The organism is Bradyrhizobium centrosematis (assembly GCF_045571495.1).
Taxonomy (GTDB): Bacteria; Pseudomonadota; Alphaproteobacteria; order Rhizobiales; family Xanthobacteraceae; genus Bradyrhizobium; species Bradyrhizobium centrosematis.
On record NZ_CP120703.1, the window covers coordinates 5,975,956 to 5,995,515 of the forward strand.

15 protein-coding genes are annotated in these 19,560 nt (G+C 64.8%); 7 read left to right on the top strand and 8 right to left on the bottom strand.

Annotated features, from left to right (window positions below):
• The first annotated feature begins 2 nt into the window (after positions 1-2).
• On the top strand, positions 3-2,153 hold the full coding sequence (locus P6U31_RS28505) for a CHASE2 domain-containing protein (RefSeq protein ID WP_407185069.1): 2,151 nt from the start codon (positions 3-5) through the stop codon (positions 2,151-2,153).
• Between the two features lie 27 nt (positions 2,154-2,180).
• Here P6U31_RS28505 and pobA read toward each other — a convergent pair whose 3' ends face one another.
• On the bottom strand, positions 2,181-3,353 hold the full coding sequence (gene pobA / locus P6U31_RS28510) for a 4-hydroxybenzoate 3-monooxygenase (RefSeq protein WP_407185071.1): 1,173 nt from the start codon (positions 3,351-3,353) through the stop codon (positions 2,181-2,183).
• Positions 3,354-3,403: 50 nt separating this feature from the next.
• On the opposite strand from pobA, the gene P6U31_RS28515 reads away from it, so the two are divergent.
• Positions 3,404-4,303, top strand: coding sequence for a helix-turn-helix domain-containing protein (locus tag P6U31_RS28515; protein WP_407185072.1), 900 nt, complete (start codon positions 3,404-3,406; stop codon positions 4,301-4,303).
• A gap of 4 nt (positions 4,304-4,307) precedes the next feature.
• Here P6U31_RS28515 and pcaG read toward each other — a convergent pair whose 3' ends face one another.
• Together pcaG and pcaH are read right to left on the bottom strand one after the other, a co-directional pair.
• Positions 4,308-4,934, bottom strand: a complete 627-nt coding sequence (gene pcaG / locus P6U31_RS28520; RefSeq protein ID WP_407185073.1) for a protocatechuate 3,4-dioxygenase subunit alpha — start codon at positions 4,932-4,934, stop codon at positions 4,308-4,310.
• Positions 4,935-4,937: 3 nt separating this feature from the next.
• Positions 4,938-5,726 carry a protocatechuate 3,4-dioxygenase subunit beta gene (gene pcaH / locus P6U31_RS28525; RefSeq protein ID WP_407185074.1) on the bottom strand — a complete coding sequence of 263 codons (789 nt, stop codon included), beginning with the start codon at positions 5,724-5,726 and terminating at the stop codon, positions 4,938-4,940.
• Between the two features lie 99 nt (positions 5,727-5,825).
• Here pcaH and P6U31_RS28530 point away from each other — a divergent pair, with 99 nt between their 5' ends.
• The 3 genes from P6U31_RS28530 to P6U31_RS28540 all read left to right on the top strand — a co-directional run bounded on the left by P6U31_RS28530 (position 5,826) and on the right by P6U31_RS28540 (position 9,680).
• A complete protein-coding gene (locus P6U31_RS28530; protein WP_407185075.1) occupies positions 5,826-6,746 on the top strand; it encodes a LysR family transcriptional regulator in 921 nt (306 codons plus the stop codon).
• 91 nt (positions 6,747-6,837) lie between these two features.
• Positions 6,838-8,142: a nicotinate phosphoribosyltransferase gene (gene pncB / locus P6U31_RS28535; protein ID WP_407185076.1), complete on the top strand. Its 1,305-nt coding sequence runs from the start codon at positions 6,838-6,840 to the stop codon at positions 8,140-8,142.
• Between the two features lie 230 nt (positions 8,143-8,372).
• A complete protein-coding gene (locus tag P6U31_RS28540) occupies positions 8,373-9,680 on the top strand; it encodes a GGDEF domain-containing protein (RefSeq protein ID WP_407185077.1) in 1,308 nt (435 codons plus the stop codon).
• A 7-nt stretch (positions 9,681-9,687) separates the two neighbouring features.
• Here P6U31_RS28540 and P6U31_RS28545 read toward each other — a convergent pair whose 3' ends face one another.
• Positions 9,688-10,308 (bottom strand): TetR/AcrR family transcriptional regulator, encoded by a 621-nt coding sequence (locus P6U31_RS28545; RefSeq protein ID WP_407189962.1) that lies wholly within the window; start codon positions 10,306-10,308, stop codon positions 9,688-9,690.
• Positions 10,309-10,974: 666 nt separating this feature from the next.
• Between P6U31_RS28545 and P6U31_RS28550 the strand changes: the two genes are divergently transcribed.
• Positions 10,975-14,379 (top strand): acyl-[ACP]--phospholipid O-acyltransferase, encoded by a 3,405-nt coding sequence (locus tag P6U31_RS28550; protein WP_407185078.1) that lies wholly within the window; start codon positions 10,975-10,977, stop codon positions 14,377-14,379.
• Positions 14,380-14,410: 31 nt separating this feature from the next.
• On the opposite strand, the gene tcuB is transcribed toward P6U31_RS28550, so the two are convergent.
• The 3 genes from tcuB to tcuA are packed head-to-tail and all read right to left on the bottom strand — an operon-like array spanning position 14,411 to position 17,961.
• Entirely contained in the window at positions 14,411-15,511 is a 1,101-nt protein-coding gene (tcuB, locus tag P6U31_RS28555) for a tricarballylate utilization 4Fe-4S protein TcuB (RefSeq protein ID WP_407185079.1), read from the bottom strand.
• 4 nt (positions 15,512-15,515) lie between these two features.
• Positions 15,516-16,544, bottom strand: a complete 1,029-nt coding sequence (locus tag P6U31_RS28560) for an esterase (protein ID WP_407185080.1) — start codon at positions 16,542-16,544, stop codon at positions 15,516-15,518.
• A 25-nt stretch (positions 16,545-16,569) separates the two neighbouring features.
• Entirely contained in the window at positions 16,570-17,961 is a 1,392-nt protein-coding gene (gene tcuA / locus P6U31_RS28565) for an FAD-dependent tricarballylate dehydrogenase TcuA (protein ID WP_407185081.1), read from the bottom strand.
• 158 nt (positions 17,962-18,119) lie between these two features.
• On the opposite strand from tcuA, the gene P6U31_RS28570 reads away from it, so the two are divergent.
• A complete protein-coding gene (locus P6U31_RS28570; RefSeq protein WP_407185082.1) occupies positions 18,120-18,803 on the top strand; it encodes a GntR family transcriptional regulator in 684 nt (227 codons plus the stop codon).
• Between the two features lies 1 nt (position 18,804).
• Here the strand turns inward: P6U31_RS28570 and P6U31_RS28575 are convergent, their stop codons facing one another.
• Positions 18,805-19,560: an IclR family transcriptional regulator gene (locus P6U31_RS28575; RefSeq protein WP_407185083.1), complete on the bottom strand. Its 756-nt coding sequence runs from the start codon at positions 19,558-19,560 to the stop codon at positions 18,805-18,807.

A 19,560-nucleotide genomic window follows, 5' to 3' on the forward strand; every position in this document is an offset into this window, starting at 1 on the left:
CGATGCGGCGGATTGGGGGACGGGACATCGTTGCAGCGATGCTCATTGCGCTCGTTGCGGGCGCCGCCTGCACGTCCCCGCCGCTGCACACGCTTCAAGGCCTCTCCCTCGACATCCTCACGGCGCTGCGCGGCAAGCTCATTGGCGATCGGCGCGATCCCGCGACATCGCCGGTCGTCGTCGTGGCGATCGACGGGGAAACCTACGAGACGCCGCCCTTCACGGGATCGCCGACCCAGACCTGGACACGCGAGATCGGCCGGGTGCTCGGCAGTATCACCGAGGGCGGCGCCAAGGTGATCGGCTTCGACGTCATCTTCAAGAATTCGATCGAGCAGTCGGAGATCCCCTTTGGCGAGACCGCCGTCGGCGGCCGGATGAAAGGATTCGATCGGGATTATCTGATCGCGCTGCGGCAAATCTCCGACAGCGGCAAGCTGGTGCTCGGCGAAATCCTGAGCAACGATCATCCGGAAGTGCCGTATCGCGCGCAGCAAGTGGCCGTGCGCAACGCCGTCCGGGCGCTCAATGTCCACACCGACCACGACGATGTCATCCGGCGAATGCCGCTGAGCTTTGCCATCGAGGGGCGGCCGGTCCCCGCGATGGCGGTCGAGCTCGCTGCGCGCGCGGCCGGCGCAAAAGCCGAGATCGCGTCTTCCGGCGCGACCGAATTGTCCGGCTATGCGGTCCCGAGTGCGGTGCCAAATACAATGACGCTCAACTTTCGAGGGCTGGGACGCGACATCCCGACCTTTTCCTTCGTCGATCTGCGCGCCTGCGTCGAGAAAGGAGACGCCGACTTCTTCCGCCGTGCTTTCGACGGCAAGGTCGTGCTGCTTGGCACGGTCCTGAATTTCGAGGACCGCAAACTCACCTCGATGCGCCTGTCTGGCGGCTACGACGGCACGCCGGCCGCGCGATGCGCCCTGCCCACGCCGGCCAGCAAGCCGCAGAAAGCCCGCAGCGATGTCGCCGGCGTGTTCGTCCACGCCACTGCCGTCCGAAACCTGATGGAGCACGACGCCGTAGCCGAGCTAGGCTTTCCGGCGCGGACCATTCTTACGATCGTGTTCGCCGCAATCATCGCCTGCGCAGCCGCCATGTTCGCACCGACCGGTGCACTCACCGTCTGGCTCGTCCTCACTGCCCTCTACACCGCCGTGGCCGTTGCCGCCTTCGTTCATGCCCGGGCGCTGCCGCTGGCCGAACCTGCGCTCGCGAGCCTTATGGCACTCGCATCGATGATCGGCTACCGCTTCGTGCTGGCCGACCGCGACGAGCGCTTCCTGCGCAAGAGCTTTGCCCTCTACCTCGCGCCCGAGGTCATCGAAACCATGGTCGCCTCCGGCAAGATGCCGGCGCTCGGCGGCGAGATGCGCAACGTCACCATGTTCTTCTCCGACCTCAGCGGATTTTCGTCAATTGCCGAGACCATGACACCAGGCGAGCTGGTGACGCTGATGAACGAATATCTGTCCGCCATGACCGACATCATCGAAAGCCATGGCGGCTATGTCGACAAATATATCGGCGATTCCATCGTCGCGATGTTCGGTGCGCCGGCCGACGATCCCGCACACGCACGCAACGCAGTGCGCGCTGCGCTGGAGTGCCACGAGAAACTGGCGGACCTCAATGCTCACAACCCCGCTTTCGCCGGCCACGGCCTGTCGCACCGCATCGGGCTGAACAGCGGTGAAGCCGTGGTCGGCAATATCGGCTCGCGCCGCCGCTTCAACTACACCGTGATGAGCGACACCGTGAACGTCGCCTCGCGGCTGGAGGGCGCCAACAAATATTACGGCACCGCGATCATGGCCTCGGAAACGACGATGGCGCAGACCGGCGATACCTTCGCCTGGCGCGAGCTCGACGCGATCAAGGTGCTAGGCCGCGGCGAGGCCATCAGGGTGTTCGAGCCGCTGGCGGAGAAAGGCGCGGAGGGCGCCGATCAGGCGAAGGTGGCTGCAGCCTATGCCGAGGGGCTGGCATGCTGGCGGGCGCGGGATTTTGCGAAGGCGGCCGACGCGTTCGAGGGCGCAGCAAAGATTGATCCTGCGTCCGCGCTATTCGCCAAGCGCGCAAAAATGCTGATGGAGACGCCGCCGGCGCCGGACTGGACACCAATCAATACGCTGGAAGGCAAGTAGCCGCGTCTACCCCTCGAGTGGTGTCGCCTAAAACGGCAGTCCCACGTAATTCTCCGCGAGCAGGCGCTGCGCCGTCTCCGACGAAAGCAGATAGTCCAGCTCGGTCTGCTGAAGCCGATCCTCGTATTCGAGCCGGTCGGGGAAGCGGTGCAGCAGCATCGTCATCCACCAGGAGAAGCGCTGCGCCTTCCAGATCCGTGCGAGGGCCTTGGTGGAATAGCCTGCAAGACCCGAATCGTCGCCGCGCTGATAATGCGCGAGCATGGCGTGATAGAGATAATAGATGTCGGAGGCGGCACTGTTCAACCCGCGCGCGCCTGTCGGCGGCACGATGTGGGCGGCATCGCCGGCGAGGAACAGCCGGCCATAGCTCATCGGCTCGGCGACGAAGCTGCGCAGCGGCGCGATGCTTTTCTCGATCGACGGCCCCGTGATCAGGCGGCCGGCAACTTCGCCCGGCAGACGGCGCTTCAGCTCGGCCCAGAACGCATCGTCGCTCCAGTCCTCGACCTTGTCGGTGAGCGGCACCTGGATGTAGTAGCGGCTGAGCACCTGCGAGCGAAGAGAACAGAGCGCAAAGCCGCGCTCGTGTTTCACATAGATCAGTTCGGGCGACACCGGCCTGGTGCGCGACAGCACGCCTAGCCAGCCGAACGGATAGACCTTTTCATATTCGCGCAGCACGTCCTTCGGAATCGACTTGCGGCTGACACCGTGAAAGCCGTCGGCGCCGACGACGTAGTCGCAATCGACGCGGACGCTCTCGCCGTTGGAGCGATAGGTCACGTAGGGTCGGTCCGACGTCAGATCGTGCGGCGTCACGTCCTCGGCATTATGCACGACCTTTCCGCCGAGACGATCGCGCGCCTCGTAAAGATCGCGCGTCAGCTCGGTCTGGCCGTAGACCAGCACCGAATTGCCGCCGGAATGCTTGTGCAGGTCGATCTTGGAGAGCACGCCGTCATGGGCGATCTCGAAACCGCGGTGAATCTCACCCTCGCGGTCCATCCGCTCGCCGCACTGCGCCTCCCGCATCAACTTGGCGAAGCCGTGCTCGAGCACGCCGGCACGGATGCGGGCGAGCACATGGTCGCGGCTGTATTTCTCCAGCACGACCGTGTCGATGCCCTTGAGATGCAGGAGCTGGGACAGCAGCAGCCCGGACGGCCCGCCGCCGATGATACAGACCTGAACTTTCATTTTTGCGTCCTCCCGTCGGCACTTTTTTGCAGATTTGGCGCCGCAGACCGATGGAGGGTTTCGCCATTGTCTTGTACTATTCGAACATGAGAGACACAGCCCCGGCGATCCGGATCTATAATCTGTTCGGCGAGTCCGGCGACTTGCCCGACGTTGTGCATTGCGAGACCATCGCGTCCCGCTCGGTGCTGCACGACTGGACCCTGGCCGTGCACCGGCATGCCCGGCTGCATCAGGTGCTGCTGATCGAGCGCGGCGGCGGCGAGGCGACGCTCGACGGGCGGGTGGTGCCCTTGAGGCCGATGCAGATCGTCAACGTACCCGTCGGCCACGTCCACGGCTTCCGCTTCGTGCCCGATACGCAAGGTTGGGTGCTGACCATCGCCGCGGAAATTCTGGACGAGGCGCTGCTCGCCGCCGAGGGCCTGCGCGGTGCGCTGTCGCGCTCGGCGGTGGTGCGCGGCACACCGCAGATCCGCGCCACCATGAAGCAGATCTTCGCCGAACATGCCGCGCGCGATTTCGGCCGCGCGCATGTGCTGCGCGCGTTGTCGTCCGCCATGATCGGGCTGGTGGCGCGCGCGCTCACGAACGAGACGGGTGGCGGCGGCACGGTTGAATCCAGCCTGTTTCGCCGCTTCGAGGCGCTGCTGGAGCAGCACCATTTGGAACGCTGGAGCGTCGCTGACTATGCCGAGGCACTGGCGGTCACGCCGACGCATCTCAACCGGATCACGCGAGCGGCGACCGGTGATACCGCCTCGCACCTCATCCTCAACCGGCTGATCCGCGAGGCGCGCCGCAATCTCGTCTATACCAATTTGCCGGTCTCGACGATCGCCTATGCGCTCGGCTTCGAGGATCCCGCCTATTTCAGCCGGGTCTATGCCGCAGCCACGGGCCTATCGCCGCGCGCATTTCGCGCGCAGCTTCATGGCGAAGAGGCCTGAGGTCTCACACGTCGAAGAACACCGTCTCCTCCGGGCCCTGCAAATTGATCGTGAAGGCGTACACGATCTTGCCGGCACGCTCGGTGCGCTTTGCGACCAGGGTCGAGCGGCGCGACGGCTGCTCGATCAGGTTGAGCACCGGGTCGGCGGCGTTAGCGGCTTCTTCGTCCGAGAAATAGAGCCGCGTGTTGAGGCCGATGTTGATGCCGCGCGCGACGATCCAGACATTCACGTGCGGCGCGCATTTGCGTCCAGACTTGTCGGTGATAGCGCCCGGCTTGATGGTCTCGAAGGTCACGAGGCCGCTCTCGAAGTCGGAGCCGGCGCGACCCCAGCCGCGAAACTCCTCATTCAGCGCGCCGGCCGAACGATCGGCCGGATGGTTGTAGCGGCCGTTCGCATTGGCCTGCCAGATCTCCAGCAGCACGTCGCGCAGCGGCGTGCCGGTGCCGTCGAGCACCTTGCCTTCCAGCGTGATGCGTTCGCCTTCAGTATTCGGCGTCACCAGCACGTTGGAGAAGTTCTTCTCGAAGATGTCGAAGCCGGCCATCGCCGGGATCAGTCCGATATGGACATAGGGCCCGGCGGTCTGCGAGGCGGTTTCCTTGAGATAGGTGAGCGGCTGCGGCATGGCTCAATTCCCCGCGGTGCGATTTTCAAAATAGGTGGAGCGCTGACCGCGCAGCACGATGTCGAAGCGGTAGGCGAGCGAGTCGAACGGCGTCGAGGCGTTGAGGTCGAGCGGCGCCACCAGGCGGTCGAGCGCATCCTTGTCCGGAATCGTCGTCAGGATCGGGCAGATCGGGATCAGGGGATCACCCTCGAAATACATCTGCGTGATCAGCCGCTGCGCAAAGCCGGAGCCGAATACCGAGAAGTGGATGTGGGCGGGACGCCAGCTGTTGACGTAGTTGCGCCAGGGATAGGGCCCCGGCTTCACGGTGCGGAAATAGTAATAGCCGGTGTCGTCGGTCAGCGCGCGGCCGCAGCCGCCGAAATTCGGGTCGATGGGCGCCAGATAGGTGTCCTTCTTGTGCCGGTAGCGCCCGCTGGCGTTGGCCTGCCAGAACTCGACCAGCGTGTTCGGCACGCCCCGGCCGGTCTCGTCGACCACGCGGCCATGGACGACGATGCGCTCGCCGATCGGATCGCCATCCTTGGCGTAGTTGCGGATCAGATCGTTGTCGAGCGGGCCGAGATCGTTGTGGCCGAACACCGGTCCCGTGATCTCCGAAATCGAGTTCTCCAGCGACAGCAGCGCCTGCCGCGGCGAGCGCAGCACCGAGGATTTGTAGCCGGGCGCATGCGCGGGCGGATGGATGGAGCGGTCGCGCTGGAAGAAGCCGCCATCGCCAAACGTCGGCGTCAGGGGCTCGGGACGGTTGAGGCGGGGATCCCGCAAGGCTGGCGCCTGGGCATTCATCGTGTCTCTCCCTGGGGCGCCCGATTCGGACGCGCGGCTTATCGGAAGATCATGGGCCGGCCTATTCCCCGGATAAATAGATCGATTATAATATATTGCATGAATGAAATCGATCATTTGGCGCTCGACGGCCACGCCCTTGAACTGTTCCTCGCCGTGCTGGAGGAGGGATCGGTCACTGCGGCGGCCACGCGGCTCGGCCTGACGCAATCGGCGGTCAGCCACGGGCTGAACAAGCTGCGGCGGATCGCCGGCGATCCGTTGTTCGCGAAATCCGGCCGCGGCATCGTCGCCACCGCGCATGCCCAGGCGCTTGCCGGAAAGGCACGGGCACTGATCGACGAGATGCGGAGCTTTGCCGGGGGCGTCACGTTCGAGCCGGCCCGCGCGCAGCTGTCGCTGACGATCGCCGCCAATGATTTCCAGCGCGATCTGCTGCTGCCACGGTTCTTCGCTCATGTCGCCGCACAAGTGAAGGACCTGAAGCTGCGCGTGATCCCCTCGCAGTCGCCCTCGCCGGCTATGCTGCGAGAAAACCGCTGCGACATCCTGATCACGCCGCTACCGCCCTCCGGCGTCGACATCGTGCAGAAGCGGCTCTTGAGCGATCATTACGTCTGCTACTTCGATCCCAAGATGCGTAGCGCTCCGACCGGCCGCGGCGCCTATCTCTCGGCGCGTCACGTCACCGTCGTCTATACCGATAATGAGCGGCTCGACTTCGACCGCCGGCTGGCGGCCAACGGACTGCACCGCGACATTGCCATCTCGGTGCCGAGCTTCTCCGGCGTGCCGTCCTTCCTTCGCGGCTCACAGATGCTGGCGAGCATGCCGAGCCTGCTGGCATCCGGGGTCATGCGCGGCTTCGCGCAAACGCGGATTCCGCTGGCGTCCCGCACCCGGACGCTGGCCGAGCTGCCGATGTTCATGGTTTGGCACCAGCGCTACCAGAAGGACCCGGCTCATCGTTGGGTCAGGAGCCAACTGGAGACCGTGGCAGCGGCGGCCGCCAAGTCCTGATATCAAGTCGTGATACTGGCGCCGCTCCTCCGCAAGACTGCCCTTCCCAAATCCACTGGTTGCGCAGGGGGAGCCACGCTAAAATGTACCCATGACAGTGACCGACATTGCGAGCCGAACCTACAATCACAGCTGGCGGCTGGATCCCATCATCCGCAGCCTGCTCGATACCGATTTCTACAAGCTGTTGATGTTACAGATGATTCGGGAAGACTACCCGGATCAGCAGGTGACCTTCTCGGTCATCAACCGTTCCCGCCATGTGCGGCTCGCCGACATCATCGACGAGGGTGAGCTGCGCGCCCAGCTCGACCATGCCCGCACCATCCGCTTCAGCAAGAAAGAGCTGATCTGGCTGGCCGGTAACACCTTCTACGGCAAGACCCACATGTTCTCGGCGGACTTCATCCGCTGGCTGGCCGAATTCCGCCTTCCCGAATACGAGCTGCGCAAGGTGGAGGGCCAGTACGAGCTGCATTTCCATGGGCGGTGGACCCACACCACGATGTGGGAGATCCCGGCTCTGGCAATCCTCAACGAGCTGCGCTCGCGCGCCGCGATGAAGGGCCGCGGCCGCTTCGAGCTCGACGTGCTCTATGCCCGCGCCAAGGCCAAGCTCTGGACCAAGGTGGAGCGTCTTCGCAAGCTGGAGAATCTGCGCCTGTCCGACTTCGGCACCCGCCGCCGCCACGGCTTCCTCTGGCAGCGCTGGTGCGTGGAGGCCGTGAAAGAGGGCCTCGGCTCGTCCTTCATCGGCACGTCCAACGTGCTGCTGGCGATGGACAACGATCTCGAAGCCATCGGCACCAATGCGCATGAGCTGCCGATGGTCGCGGCCGCGCTCGCTAAAGACGACGAGGAATTGCGCTGGGCGCCCTACCGCATCCTCGACCAGTGGCGCCAGACCTATGGCGGCAACCTCCTGATCGCACTGCCCGACGCCTTCGGCACCAAGGCGTTCCTGCGCGATGCGCCGGAATGGGTCGCGGACTGGACCGGCTTCCGGCCCGACAGCGCGCCGCCGGTCCAGGCCGGCGAGGAGATCATTGCCTGGTGGGAGAAGAAGGGCCGCGATCCCAGGGACAAGCTGCTCGTCTTTTCCGACGCGATGGATGTCGGCTCGATCGAGGAGACCTACCATCACTTCACCGGCCGGGTGCGGCTCTCCTTCGGCTGGGGCACCAACCTCACCAATGATTTCGTCGGCTGCACGCCGGATGGGTCGTTCAATCTCGATCCGATCTCGCTGGTCTGCAAGGTGTCGTCGGTGGACGGCCGTCCCGCCGTCAAGCTCTCCGACAATCCGGAGAAGGCGACCGGGATGCCCTCGGAGATCGAGCGTTACCTGCGCGTGTTCGGTGACGCCGGCCGCGTGCGCAAGCCGGTGCTGGTCTAGCCCGGCCCCAATTCTCTTCGCCAAGCAAAGCACATCCGACGGATATGACGCCCCGGCTCACTCGATTTCGCGGCATTTGACGCAATCTGAGGGCATCCATTTCACGACGTCTTCATCCTGCAATGCAGTCCTCCGCGCCTTTCAGGTCGAGTTAAGCAACCATCCCATCTACTTTGCGTTGCAGGCGCAGCGCTCGGTTGGAGGCGTTGCGCGATTTGGGGAATGCCAGGGTGTTTCGCCGAACAGCCATGTCGATGAAGGAACGCAGCTTCCTTCACGTCATCAAGCTCGTCTCGCCTTTCGTGATGGTCGTCATGCTCCAGGCGGCGATCGCGGGATTCAGTCTCGAGGTGTTGTCGTCGGTTCGCGCCTATGTCGCGGGCGAAGCGTTGTGGTCGCGCTCGCAGAAGAACGCCGTCTATCTCCTCAATCTCTATCTGCATTCGGGCGACGCCAGCCAGTTCGCGCAATACCAGGCTTCGCTCGCCGTTCCCATCGGCGATGAGTTCGCGCGCTGGGCGCTCGAGCGCGATCCGGTCGATGTCGAGGCGGCGCGCATCGGCTTCCTGCAAGGCGGCAATCATCCCGATGACGTTCCCGGACTGATCTGGCTGTTTCGCTACTTCAACCGCGTCAGCTTCCTGCAGGAAGCGATCCGCGAGTGGGCCGCCACAGACCCCATGTTGCTGGAGCTCAGCGTCTTCGGCGAGGTCATCCGGTCCGAGTGGGAGAACGGCCCCGTTCAGGACGCAAGCCGCCTGCAAATCCTGTCGTCGCGACTCTCCGAGCTCAACGCCCAGTTCACGGTACATGCCAACCGGTTCTCTGCCGTCCTCGGTGAAGGCTCCCGCGCCATCAAGCTGATCTTGACCGGCATCAACATCGTCACCGCCGTAACGCTGATCCTGCTCCTGATCTGGCACACGAGACGATTGGTGCTGCAGCGACACGCCTTCGAGGACGCCCTGCATGCCGAGAAGGAACGCCTGGCGTGGCAGGCATCGCACGACTGGCTGACCGGCCTTTCCAACCGCCGTGCCTTCGAGGCGCGCCTGCAAACCGAGCTGGACGATGCCGCGGCGGGCCCACTCGGCCTGATCCTAATCGACCTCGATCAGTTCAAGAGCGTCAACGACAGCTGCGGTCATCTCGCCGGCGACCGGCTGCTCTGCCAGGTCTCGCGTCTTCTGCAACAGGACCGGCGCCCGCACGATTTGGTGGCGCGCCTGGGCGGCGACGAATTCGGCCTGATCCTGCCGCAATGCTCGCCCGCGAATGCAGTCGAAATCGCCGAACGGCTGCGACGATCACTCGAGCTGTTTAACTTCAGCTGGGACGATCGCTGCTTTGCGGTGACCGCCAGCATCGGGCTCGCCTGCATTCCCGAGGGCACCATCACGCTCGAGGACGCGATGCGACGCGCCGATGCCGCCTGCTATCGCGCCAAGGAAAAGGGACGCAACCGCGTTCAGGTCGACGGCGGAAGACCTGATATCATCGTCGTTGCGGCTCGGCCGCGCGAAGCGGCACCAGCCTAAGGCGCCTTCACCGGGAAGGCAAAATCCCAAGACCGACGAGATGTGTGTCGAGGAACTGCTCGACCTGCTGACGTAGCATCTGCGGCGGCACGGCGACCATGCGCTCCTCGAGACCGAGCGAGATGATGCCGTGCACGGCAGAGAACAAGGTGCGCGACAGCAGCGCGATCTTCACGTCATCTGCATCCGGCAATAGGCGTACCAGGGGCGAATGCATCAACGCGAAAGCATCCATCACCATCTGCAGGATGTCGTCGGGATAAGGACGGTCGTCCTCCATCCGATGCTCGAACAGCGACCGCAGCAGATTCGCGTGCTCGGCGAAGAATCCGAGGTAGGTCCCGGCAAGCCCGTAGAGCTGGCGGATGGGGTCCTCGGCCCGCACCTCGCGAAGCTGGTCCGTCAGGGCCCGAACGGTTTCCCGATTGACCGTCAGGATCACACTGTCGAAGTCGCCGAACTCGTTATAGACGCTGCCAACGGAACAGCCAGCGGCCTCCGCGACGTCCCGAACCTTCAACGATCTCAAGCCTTTAGTTTCGATAATGCCGCGGGCGATCTCCAGGATCTGGAGCCGCCGCCGAGATTTTTTTTGGTCTCGCGGCGATTCTTCTTGAACATTGTTCATTTTCAAGCTACTCATGTGAACATTGTTCAAATTAACTCGGAGACCTGCAAAATGCAAACCCTCGCTGTTGATATTGCCACCACGTTCATCGACGACGCCGCGGCCTTCGTGACCGGCTTTGGCCGGGCCCTGCTGCGGTTCGCCATGGCGCCGATCAATCGCATCGCCAACGCATGTGACGTTGCTGGCGTGCTCGCGGAACGTCGGGCGGCCTTCCGGATGTGGCGGGCCAGCCGCGATCGTGCACGTCTCGAAGGGCGTAGGTTCAGCGTTCTTGGCCGCTTCTCGCCCTTTCGCCATCTCTCCCATCTCACCTGAGCCGGGGGCAGCCCTGCGGGTCGAGTACGATCTGAATTCCCGTTCTTGCTGCAACGAAGGACTCACCATGTCCGGACAGACGCGGTCGATCTCGCTGGCCTCCATGAGGCGGTTCAGGTTTCCATATTGCCTCGGCCAGATCAGGGTCAGCGCGGCTGACGCGACCGCGACCAGATATTTGCGAACCTAACGAGACCAATTGGAGACCAACAGGATCGGAGAAACCGAGGGGACAGTGCAGGCCAGCAACTTCGTTGCCGGGCAATCGTTCGTCCCATGCGCTTCCGGCCGTGACGTCTCACAAAAAACGTAACAACCTCAGGCTGCCTTTCCAAAACAGGACTAGTCATGATCAGGGAATTGATGTCGTCACGCCGCTTTGCGCCGCTGTTCTGGGCGCAGTTTTTCTCGGCGCTCAATGACAACGTGCTCAAGAACGCGCTCGTCATTATCCTGCTTTACAGTGCCGCAACCGGCCACGGCGATGCGCTGGTGACGGTGGCCGGCGCCGTCTTCATCTTCCCCTATTTCATCCTGTCCGGGCTCGGTGGCCAGCTCGCCGACAAATACGTCAAATCCCTCGTCGCGCGGCGGCTCAAATTCGCCGAGATCTTCGCAGCCTGCTTTGCCGCCGCCGGCTTCTTCCTGCATTCGGTGCCGTTGTTGTTCGCAGCGCTCGCCCTGTTCGGCACCATCGCCGCCCTGTTCGGCCCCGTGAAATACGCCATGCTGCCGGACCAGCTCGAACTCGGCGAACTTGCGACCGGCAACGCGCTGGTCGAAGGCGCGACCTTCATGGCCATCCTGCTCGGCACCGTCGCCGGCGGCCAGTTCGTGGCCGGCTCCGCGCATATGGGCTGGGTCGCATCGGCTGTGGTCGTGCTCGCCCTGCTGTCCTGGGCATTCGCGTCCCGGATCCCGCAGACGACGCCCTCCGCGCCCGAGTTGCCCGTCGATGCCAACCCCTGGACCTCGACGGTGAGCCTGCTCAGGACACTACATGCCGACCATCGCCTGTGGGACGGCACCGTGATCGTCTCCTGGTTCTGGCTGGTCGGCGCCATCGTGCTGTCGCTGCTGCCCGCGCTGGTCAAGGATGTCGTCGGCGGCACCGAGGGTGTGGTGACACTGTGTCTTGCGATCTTCGCGATCGGCATCGCGATCGGCTCGCTGTTCGCTGCCAGCTTGAGCCATGTTCGTCCGAACCTTGCACTGGTGCCGATCGGCGCCATCATCATGGGCTGCGCCGGCCTCGATCTCGCCTTCGCGATCGCCGTGACCGCCAAGGGCCAGGACATCGCCGCGGCTGGCTTCGCAACCTCGTTCGCCGGCTTGCGCATGCTGGTCGATTTCGTCGCTTTCGCATTCGGCGGCGGGCTGTTCGTCGTTCCGTCCTTTGCCGCGGTCCAGGCCTGGTCGGCGGCGTCCGAGCGCGCCCGTATCATTGCCGCGGGCAACGTGCTGCAGGCCGCCTTCATGGTGGTCGGCTCGCTGTTCGTCGCGCTGCTGCAGGCGGCTGGCCTGCATGTCGGCTGGATTTTCTTTGGCCTCGGCGTCGCCAGCTTTGGCGCGGTCTGGTTTGTCCTGACCAAGTGGGGCAAGGAAGGCGTGCGCGATTTCGGCGCGCTGCTGTTCCGCGCGCTGTTCCGCACCGAGGTGCGCGGCCTGGAAAACCTGCCGCCTCCGGGCACGCGGATGCTGATCGCGCCCAATCATGTCAGCCTGATCGACGGCCCGTTGCTGCACGCCGTGCTGCCGATCGATTCCAGCTTCGCGGTGGATACCGGCATCGCCAAGGCCTGGTGGGCCAAGCCGTTCCTGCGCATCGTCAAGCACTACACCATGGACCCGACCAAGCCGCTGGCCGCGCGCGACCTGATCAAGCTCGTTGCCGCCGGCGAGCCGGTGGTGATCTTCCCGGAGGGACGCATCACCGTCTCCGGCTCGCTGATGAAGGTCTATGACGGCACCGCGATGATCGCGGACAAGGCTGATGCCGTGGTCGTGCCGGTCCGCATCGAAGGGGCGCAGCGCTCGCATCTCAGCTATCTCAACTCCAGCCAGATCAAGCGCTCGTGGTTTCCGCGGGTGACGGTCACCATCCTGCCCCCGGTCAAGCTTCCGGTCGACCAGGCGCTGAAGGGCAAGGCGCGTCGCAACGCCGCCGGTGCCGCGCTCCAGGACGTGATGATCGACGCTCTGGTGAAGAACGCCATGCTCGACCACTCGCTGTTCGAGGCGCTCGGACATGCCTATCGCGATCGCGACACCGGCAAGGTCATCATCGAGGACGCGCTCGGCACCAAGCTGACCTATCGCAAGCTGATCCTCGGCGCGCAGGTCCTGAGCCGGAAACTGGAAAACGGCACCTCCGTCGGCGAGAATGTGGGCGTGCTGTTGCCGAATTCGGCGGGCGTCGCCGTCGTCTTCATGGCGCTGCAGAATATCGGCCGTGTCCCGGCGATGCTCAACTTCTCGGCCGGCCCGGTCAACGTGCTCGCCGCCATGAAGGCGGCGCAGGTCGGGACCGTGCTGACCTCGAAGGCCTTCATCGAGAAGGGCAAGCTCGACAAGCTGATGGGCGCAATCTCCGCCGAGGCGCGCGTCGTCTATCTGGAGGACGTCCGTGCCTCGATCGGCCTTGGCGACAAGATCAAGGGCCTGCTCGCCGGTACCGCGCCGCGCGTGCCGCGCCAGGCGAACGATCCGGCCGTCGTGCTGTTCACCTCGGGCTCGGAAGGAACGCCGAAGGGCGTGGTGCTGTCCCATCGCAACATCCTCGCCAACGCGGCGCAGGCGCTCGCGCGGGTCGACGCCAATGCCAACGACAAGGTGTTCAACGTGCTGCCGGTGTTCCACTCGTTCGGGCTCACCGGTGGCATGATGATGCCGATGCTCGCGGGCATTCCGATCTACATGTACCCCTCACCGCTGCACTACCGCATCGTGCCAGAGCTGATCTACCAGACCGGCGCCACCATCCTGTTCGGCACCGACACGTTCCTCACAGGCTATGCACGGTCGGCGCATGCCTACGACTTCCGCACCCTGCGCCTCGTCATCGCCGGCGCCGAGGCGGTCAAGGATCGGACACGCCAGGTGTTCATGGAGCGCTACGGCATCCGCATCCTCGAAGGCTACGGCGTCACCGAGACGGCGCCGGTGCTGGCGATGAATACGCCGATGGCCAACCGTGCCGGCACCGTCGGCCGTCTCTCGCCGCTGATGGAAAGCCGCCTCGATCCGGTCCCCGGCATCGAAGACGGTGGGCGTCTGTCCGTGCGCGGTCCGAACGTGATGCTCGGTTATCTCAGGGTCGAAAATCCCGGCGTCCTTGAAAAGCTTCCCGAGGGCTGGCACGACACCGGCGACATCGTGGCGATCGACTCTGCCGGCTTCATCACCATCAAGGGTCGCGCCAAGCGCTTTGCCAAGATCGCGGGCGAAATGGTCTCACTGTCCGCAGTCGAAGCCATCGCAGCGACGCTGTGGCCGCAGGCCGCCTCGGTCGCCGTCTCGATCCCCGACCAGCGCAAGGGCGAGCGCATCGTGCTGCTGACGACGGAGAAGAGCGCTGAACGCAGCGCAATGCAGGCGCGAGCCAAGTCGATCGGCGCGTCCGAGCTGACCGTTCCGGCCACGATCATGGTGGTCGACAAGGTGCCGCTGCTCGGCACCGGCAAGACCGACTATGTTACGGCCACGACGTTGGCCCGAGAGCAAGCCTCCGCGCCGGAGCGCGAGGTGGCTTAAGAGGTTCACAGGGACCCGGACGGTGCGCGGATCACGCCGCCGTCCCCCGCTCCTGCGCATAGCGCACCAGGGCTGCGAAGCGATAGATGCCGTGCACGAACTTGCCGTAGGGCATGGTGATGAACAGCGCAAATACCGCGCCGAGGTGCAGCGCCAATAGCGGCCCCATGGCAGCAGTCTCGCGCAGCAGCAGAAGCAGCAAGCCGGTGAGCCCGGTCAGGAACAGCATGGCGATGAAGCCGACATCCATGCCGTAGCGGCCCTCGACGAGCAGCGCCGGATCGCGCCGCATCTTGGCCGTGAACAGGCCGATCGGGCCAACGATCAGTCCGACGCCGCCGAGTGTACCCAGCACCACCGGCAGATCCCACCACGGATAGGGCGCCTCGCGGCCGAGCAGATAGTGATACAGCGTGGCGACCGAGGTCGCCGCAAAGCACAGGATGAAGCCGTAGAAGGTCAGGTGATGATACAGCTTGCGCCGGTCGGTCGGCTTGTCGTCTTCGTTATAGCAGCCGACGCCGCCGCCATGCAGATAGCGCAGCTCGCCGGCGTCGCGGATGGCCTGGAAGATCGAACCACCGTCGGCGCGCCCGCCGATGGCGGGTCCGATGTCGCGCCAGAAGGCGCGCACGCTCATCACCATCGCGAGGACGGCATAAAGAAACGCGGCGCTGAACAGTGCAGCCATCGCGTTGTGCGGCATCAATTTGTAGAAGGCGCCGGCGCCGGCGTGCACGCCAAACAGCGCGCTGCGATCGTTGAATGCGGCGAAGCCCAGGATGAAGGCGGCCATGCTGAGCGTCGTGACGATGCTGATGACGAGCCCGTTGCGTGCAAAGGTGCCGGACAGCGCTTGCGGCCAGGCATAGGCTGCGTAGGACTCGGCGCGCGCGATTGCCAGCGTCTTCGGGACATTGACATTGAACTCGTGCGGCGGCGAGAACTGGCAGTCGACATAGCAGGCGCCGCAGGCATGACAGAGATTGGCGAGATAGTTGAGATCGCCGTCGGAGAAGGCGCGACGCATCTCCATGGCGGGAAAGACCGCGCAAAGCCCCTCGCAGTAGCGGCAGGAATTGCAGACCGTCATCAGACGGTCGGCTTCGTCGAGAATTCTGGTTCCGTGCATGGCGTTACTTCGTCAGGCCTTTGCCCTCGAGCCATTTCTGGATCAGGGCTGCTACCTCGAGGTTGTTCTTGTCCATCATCACCATATGCGAATTGCCCTTGATGCCGGCCCTTGGGAGATCGACAACGTCGACGCTGCCGCCAGCCGCCTTGATGGCGTCCGCGAAGGCGACGCCGTTGGCGCGGATCTTGGGCCAGCGGGCATCGCGCTCGATGTAGTCGCCATAGATGATCAGGGTCGGGATGTTCTTCAGCACATCGGCCTTGGCAGGATCGCCGATGCCGGCCGGCTCGATCGCGATCAGCGCCTTGACCTTGTCGGGCCGGGCTTGCGCAACCTTGAAGCCGAAGCTGCCGGCCTGGCTGTGGAACAGGATGACCGAGGGGCCAACGCGGTCAATCTCGGCGATATAGGCGGCAACGGTCGCACCGTCAGTCGTGGTCCAGCGCGGCACGTTCTGCTTGACGAAGTTCTCGTAGCCCTCGACCGGAAACTGGTTGCCCGGCAGTACCTTCCGCTTGGCCGGATCGGGATCGTAAGAGTTCGGTCCGTCGCCGATACGGAAACGCTCGAACGGATTGGCCGTGGTGAGGAAGACCGGCTCGCCCTTGAAGATATCAGGGTATTGCGCCCAGCCGGCGCGGCCGCGCTCAACCGCGTCGGAATTGTAGACCGCCCATCCCTTGCGCAGGAAATAGTTTAGCCAGCCCTCGCGTCCATCGGGCGTGGTCTCGTAGGTAACGCCGGCCAGCCCGCCGCCGTGCCACATCAGCAGCGGATAGGCGCCCTTCTCGTTCGCCGGCAGGAAATACTGCACGTACATCTGCTCGACCTGATACGTGCCGTTGGGATCGACCTTGGCCGGCACGCCGCCGGGCGTGAACACGACCTCCTTCACTGGCTTGCCGGAGATTTCGACAAGACGCCCGCCGACATGGAACGAGCCCATGTCGCGCAGGTTGATCGGCTCGGCAGCGCAGGCCTCGCCGCCGATCAACAGCGCGGCGATCGAAGCGATGGCAATGCGTGACATGGTTTCTCCCGTCTCTTTTCTTGGTCTAGTTCTTGGCGTGGCGCGCCGCTTCCCGTCCCGCGATCCGTCCGAACACGCTGCCGATGGTCATGCCCATGCCCGCGGCATAGCCCTTGCCGAGCACGTTGCCGGCCATGATCTCGCCGGCCGCGAACATGTTGGCCGAGGGCTTGCCGTCAGCCATCAGCATCCGCGCCTCCTTGTTCACGCGCGTGCCGAGATAGGTGAAGGTGATGCCCGGTCGCACCGGATAGGCGAGAAAAGGCGGCGTCTCGATCTTGCGCGCCCAGTGGGTCTTGGGTGGCGTGATGCCCTCGGTCACGCAGTCGTCCAGAATGGTGTGGTCGAAGGTGCCGGGACGCACCGCGGCGTTGAACTCGGTGATGGTCTTCTCCAGCGCGGTCGGATCGAGCTCCAGCTTGGCGGCGAGCTCGGCCACCGTCTGGCCGGCAATCGGCGGGAACAGCGTCGGCATGAAGCTGGTGACGACGGTGGAATCGAAGATGATATAGGCGATCTGATCCGGCTGCGCCGCGACCAGCCGGCCCCAGATCGCGTAGCGCTTCGGCCAGATGTCCTCGCCCTCGTCGTAGAAGCGCTGGGCGTGCTTGTTGACGACGATGCCGAACACGACGGAGTCGTGCCGCGTGATGATGCCGCCGTCGAATTTTGGCGCTCGGGCGTCGATCGCGACCGCATGGCACTGGGTGGGGTCACCGACCTCCTGCACGCCCTTGTCGAGCAGCATCTTCAGGATCGAGCCGCGATTATAGGGCGTGCCGCGAATGAGGAAGTTGTCCGCGGCCTCGCCCCAATATTGCTTCAGCCATTCGATGTTGGCCTCGAACCCGCCGGCCGCGGCCACCAGCGCGGTCGCTCGAACCTCGCTCTCGCCCTTGATCGGCCGCTTGAGGCGCGCGGCCAGGAACATGCCGTCCTCGATCACGAGGTCGGTGACCTCGGCGTCGTATTCGACGTCGACCCCGAGCCGCTCGGCCGTGAGATAGAGCGCGTTCAGCATCGCGCGGCCGCCGCCGAGGAAGAACGAATTGGTGCGGCCAAGGCTCAACGTGCCGCCGAGCGAGGGCTGCCAGCGCACGCCCTGCTCCACGATCCAGTTGAGGATGTCCTTGGACTCGCGGATCATGTGGCGGGCGAGCACCTCATCGGTCTGCCCCCCGGTGACGCGCAGCAGATCCTCCCAAAACTCCTCCTCAGTGTAGGGACCGGTCAGGATTTCGGTCGCGGCGTCATGGGCGCAGCGCATGTTGCGGGTGTGCCGGGTGTTGCCGCCGCGATAGAACTTTGGCGCGCCTTCCAGCACCAGCACCGACGCGCCGCCGCGCCGCGCCGCAATGGCCGCGCACAGCGCCGCATTGCCGCCTCCGATCACCAGCACGTCGTATTTGCTGCCCATGCGGTTTGTCCGGTGCAACGACATTGGAGACATTCTGCCAGCCGGCGGCTTCCGTCGATCCGGCCCGCCATTGCGTACTTTTGTATACAAAGATATACATCCGGGGCGCAAGCGCATCTCTGCATGGGCAGGCCGCATCTTGCGCTTCGAGGACCGATATGGCCAGACGCCCGGCAAAGGCAGGCGGATCGATCGCACGCAGCGGCGGCGTTGCGCTCGGTGAGGCGGTGTTCCGCTCTCTCTGCGAGGCGCTGCAGGCCGGCAGCTACCGCGCCGGCGACCGCCTGCGCGAGGAGGAGGTCGCCCGGCGGCTCAAGGTCAGCCGCACGCCGGTTCGCGAGGCGCTGAGCCGGCTCGCCGCGCGCGGTTTCGTCGAACCCGGCGGCGGCCGCGGGCTGATCGTACGCAATCTCGACATCTCCGAGGTGCTCGAGCTCTATGCCATGCGCGAGATCATGGAAGGCGCCGCGGCGCGCCTCGCCGCCGAGCACGCCTCGCCGCCGGAGGTCGACGCGCTCAGGGATATCGAGCAGGCTTTCGTCGAGGCCTCCGCGACCGACGCCACCGAGATGGCGAGGCTCAACCGCGGCTTCCACGAAGCGATCTGCCGCGCCGCGCGCAACCGCTACCTCGACAATGCCTCGCGCGAATTGCAGGACTGGATCGCCCTGCTCGGTCCGACCACCTTCACCGTAACCGGCCGTTCCTCGACCAGCCACGAGGAGCATCGAGCCATCATCAACGCGATCGCCGCGCGCGACGGCGATAAAGCCGAGCAGCTCGCACGCGCACATATTCGCGAGGCGCTGCGCTGCCGTCTCAAGCTGCTGCAGAAGCAGTAGCCTATCGTCTTGCCCGGCGCGGAGGACGCGCATCGTCGGCCGCGGCGGCGAGCGCGGCATCGAGAGGTTCGGTCGGGCCGCCCAGCGCGCGCGTCAGTCGGATGGCAGCCTTCAACAGCAGCGACGCCATCACCTTGATGTTGTCGCGCGTGAACCGCGGCTTCGGCCCCGAGAGCGACAAGGCGCCCACGCATTTGCCACCGGGGCCGAACACCGGGCAGGCAAGCCCGGCGCAGTCGGGATCGCGCTCGCCAAAGGACAGGGCGATGCACTCCTTGCGAATCTCGTCATAGCCCTCGCCTTTTTCGCCGTCGAAGGCGAGGAGGACCCGGCCAGCCGCACCGCGGTCGAGCGGCAGCAGCATGCCGGCCTCGACCCGGTCGAGCGTCGAGTGCTGGGAATCGACGCGAAACACGCAGAGCCGGCGCTTGGCGTCGTGCCGCACATGGAAGGACGGGCTTTCGGTCCCGTCGGCCACGAGCTGGCGCAGCAGAGGCATCACCCGGTCATGCAGATTGTTGCTGCGCTGGTAAACCGCGCCGAGCCGGAACGGCGTCGGGCCGAGATGATAGCGGCCGTCGGCGAACTGCACGAGATAGCCGAATTCCTGCAGCGACGTCATCAGCCGCAGCAGCGTGCTCTTGTACATTTTGGTCCGCCGGGCCAGCTCGGCCAGCGTCATCGGCTCCGGCGCATCCTCGAAGGCCGCCAGAATGCTGAGAGCGCGGTCGACGGCTGCGACGCCCGGCGAAGGCAT

Coding starts and splice junctions, on each gene's coding strand:
- P6U31_RS28505 (WP_407185069.1), top strand. CDS start 3: ATGCGGCGGATTGGGGGACGGGACATCGTTGCAGCGATGCTCATTGCG.
- pobA (WP_407185071.1), bottom strand. CDS start 3,353: ATGAAAGTTCAGGTCTGTATCATCGGCGGCGGGCCGTCCGGGCTGCTG.
- P6U31_RS28515 (WP_407185072.1), top strand. CDS start 3,404: ATGGAGGGTTTCGCCATTGTCTTGTACTATTCGAACATGAGAGACACA.
- pcaG (WP_407185073.1), bottom strand. CDS start 4,934: ATGCCGCAGCCGCTCACCTATCTCAAGGAAACCGCCTCGCAGACCGCC.
- pcaH (WP_407185074.1), bottom strand. CDS start 5,726: ATGAATGCCCAGGCGCCAGCCTTGCGGGATCCCCGCCTCAACCGTCCC.
- P6U31_RS28530 (WP_407185075.1), top strand. CDS start 5,826: ATGAATGAAATCGATCATTTGGCGCTCGACGGCCACGCCCTTGAACTG.
- pncB (WP_407185076.1), top strand. CDS start 6,838: ATGACAGTGACCGACATTGCGAGCCGAACCTACAATCACAGCTGGCGG.
- P6U31_RS28545 (WP_407189962.1), bottom strand. CDS start 10,308: ATGAACAATGTTCAAGAAGAATCGCCGCGAGACCAAAAAAAATCTCGG.
- P6U31_RS28550 (WP_407185078.1), top strand. CDS start 10,975: ATGATCAGGGAATTGATGTCGTCACGCCGCTTTGCGCCGCTGTTCTGG.
- tcuB (WP_407185079.1), bottom strand. CDS start 15,511: ATGCACGGAACCAGAATTCTCGACGAAGCCGACCGTCTGATGACGGTC.
- P6U31_RS28560 (WP_407185080.1), bottom strand. CDS start 16,544: ATGTCACGCATTGCCATCGCTTCGATCGCCGCGCTGTTGATCGGCGGC.
- tcuA (WP_407185081.1), bottom strand. CDS start 17,961: ATGGGCAGCAAATACGACGTGCTGGTGATCGGAGGCGGCAATGCGGCG.
- P6U31_RS28570 (WP_407185082.1), top strand. CDS start 18,120: ATGGCCAGACGCCCGGCAAAGGCAGGCGGATCGATCGCACGCAGCGGC.
- P6U31_RS28575 (WP_407185083.1), bottom strand. CDS start 19,560: ATGCCTTCGCCGGGCGTCGCAGCCGTCGACCGCGCTCTCAGCATTCTG.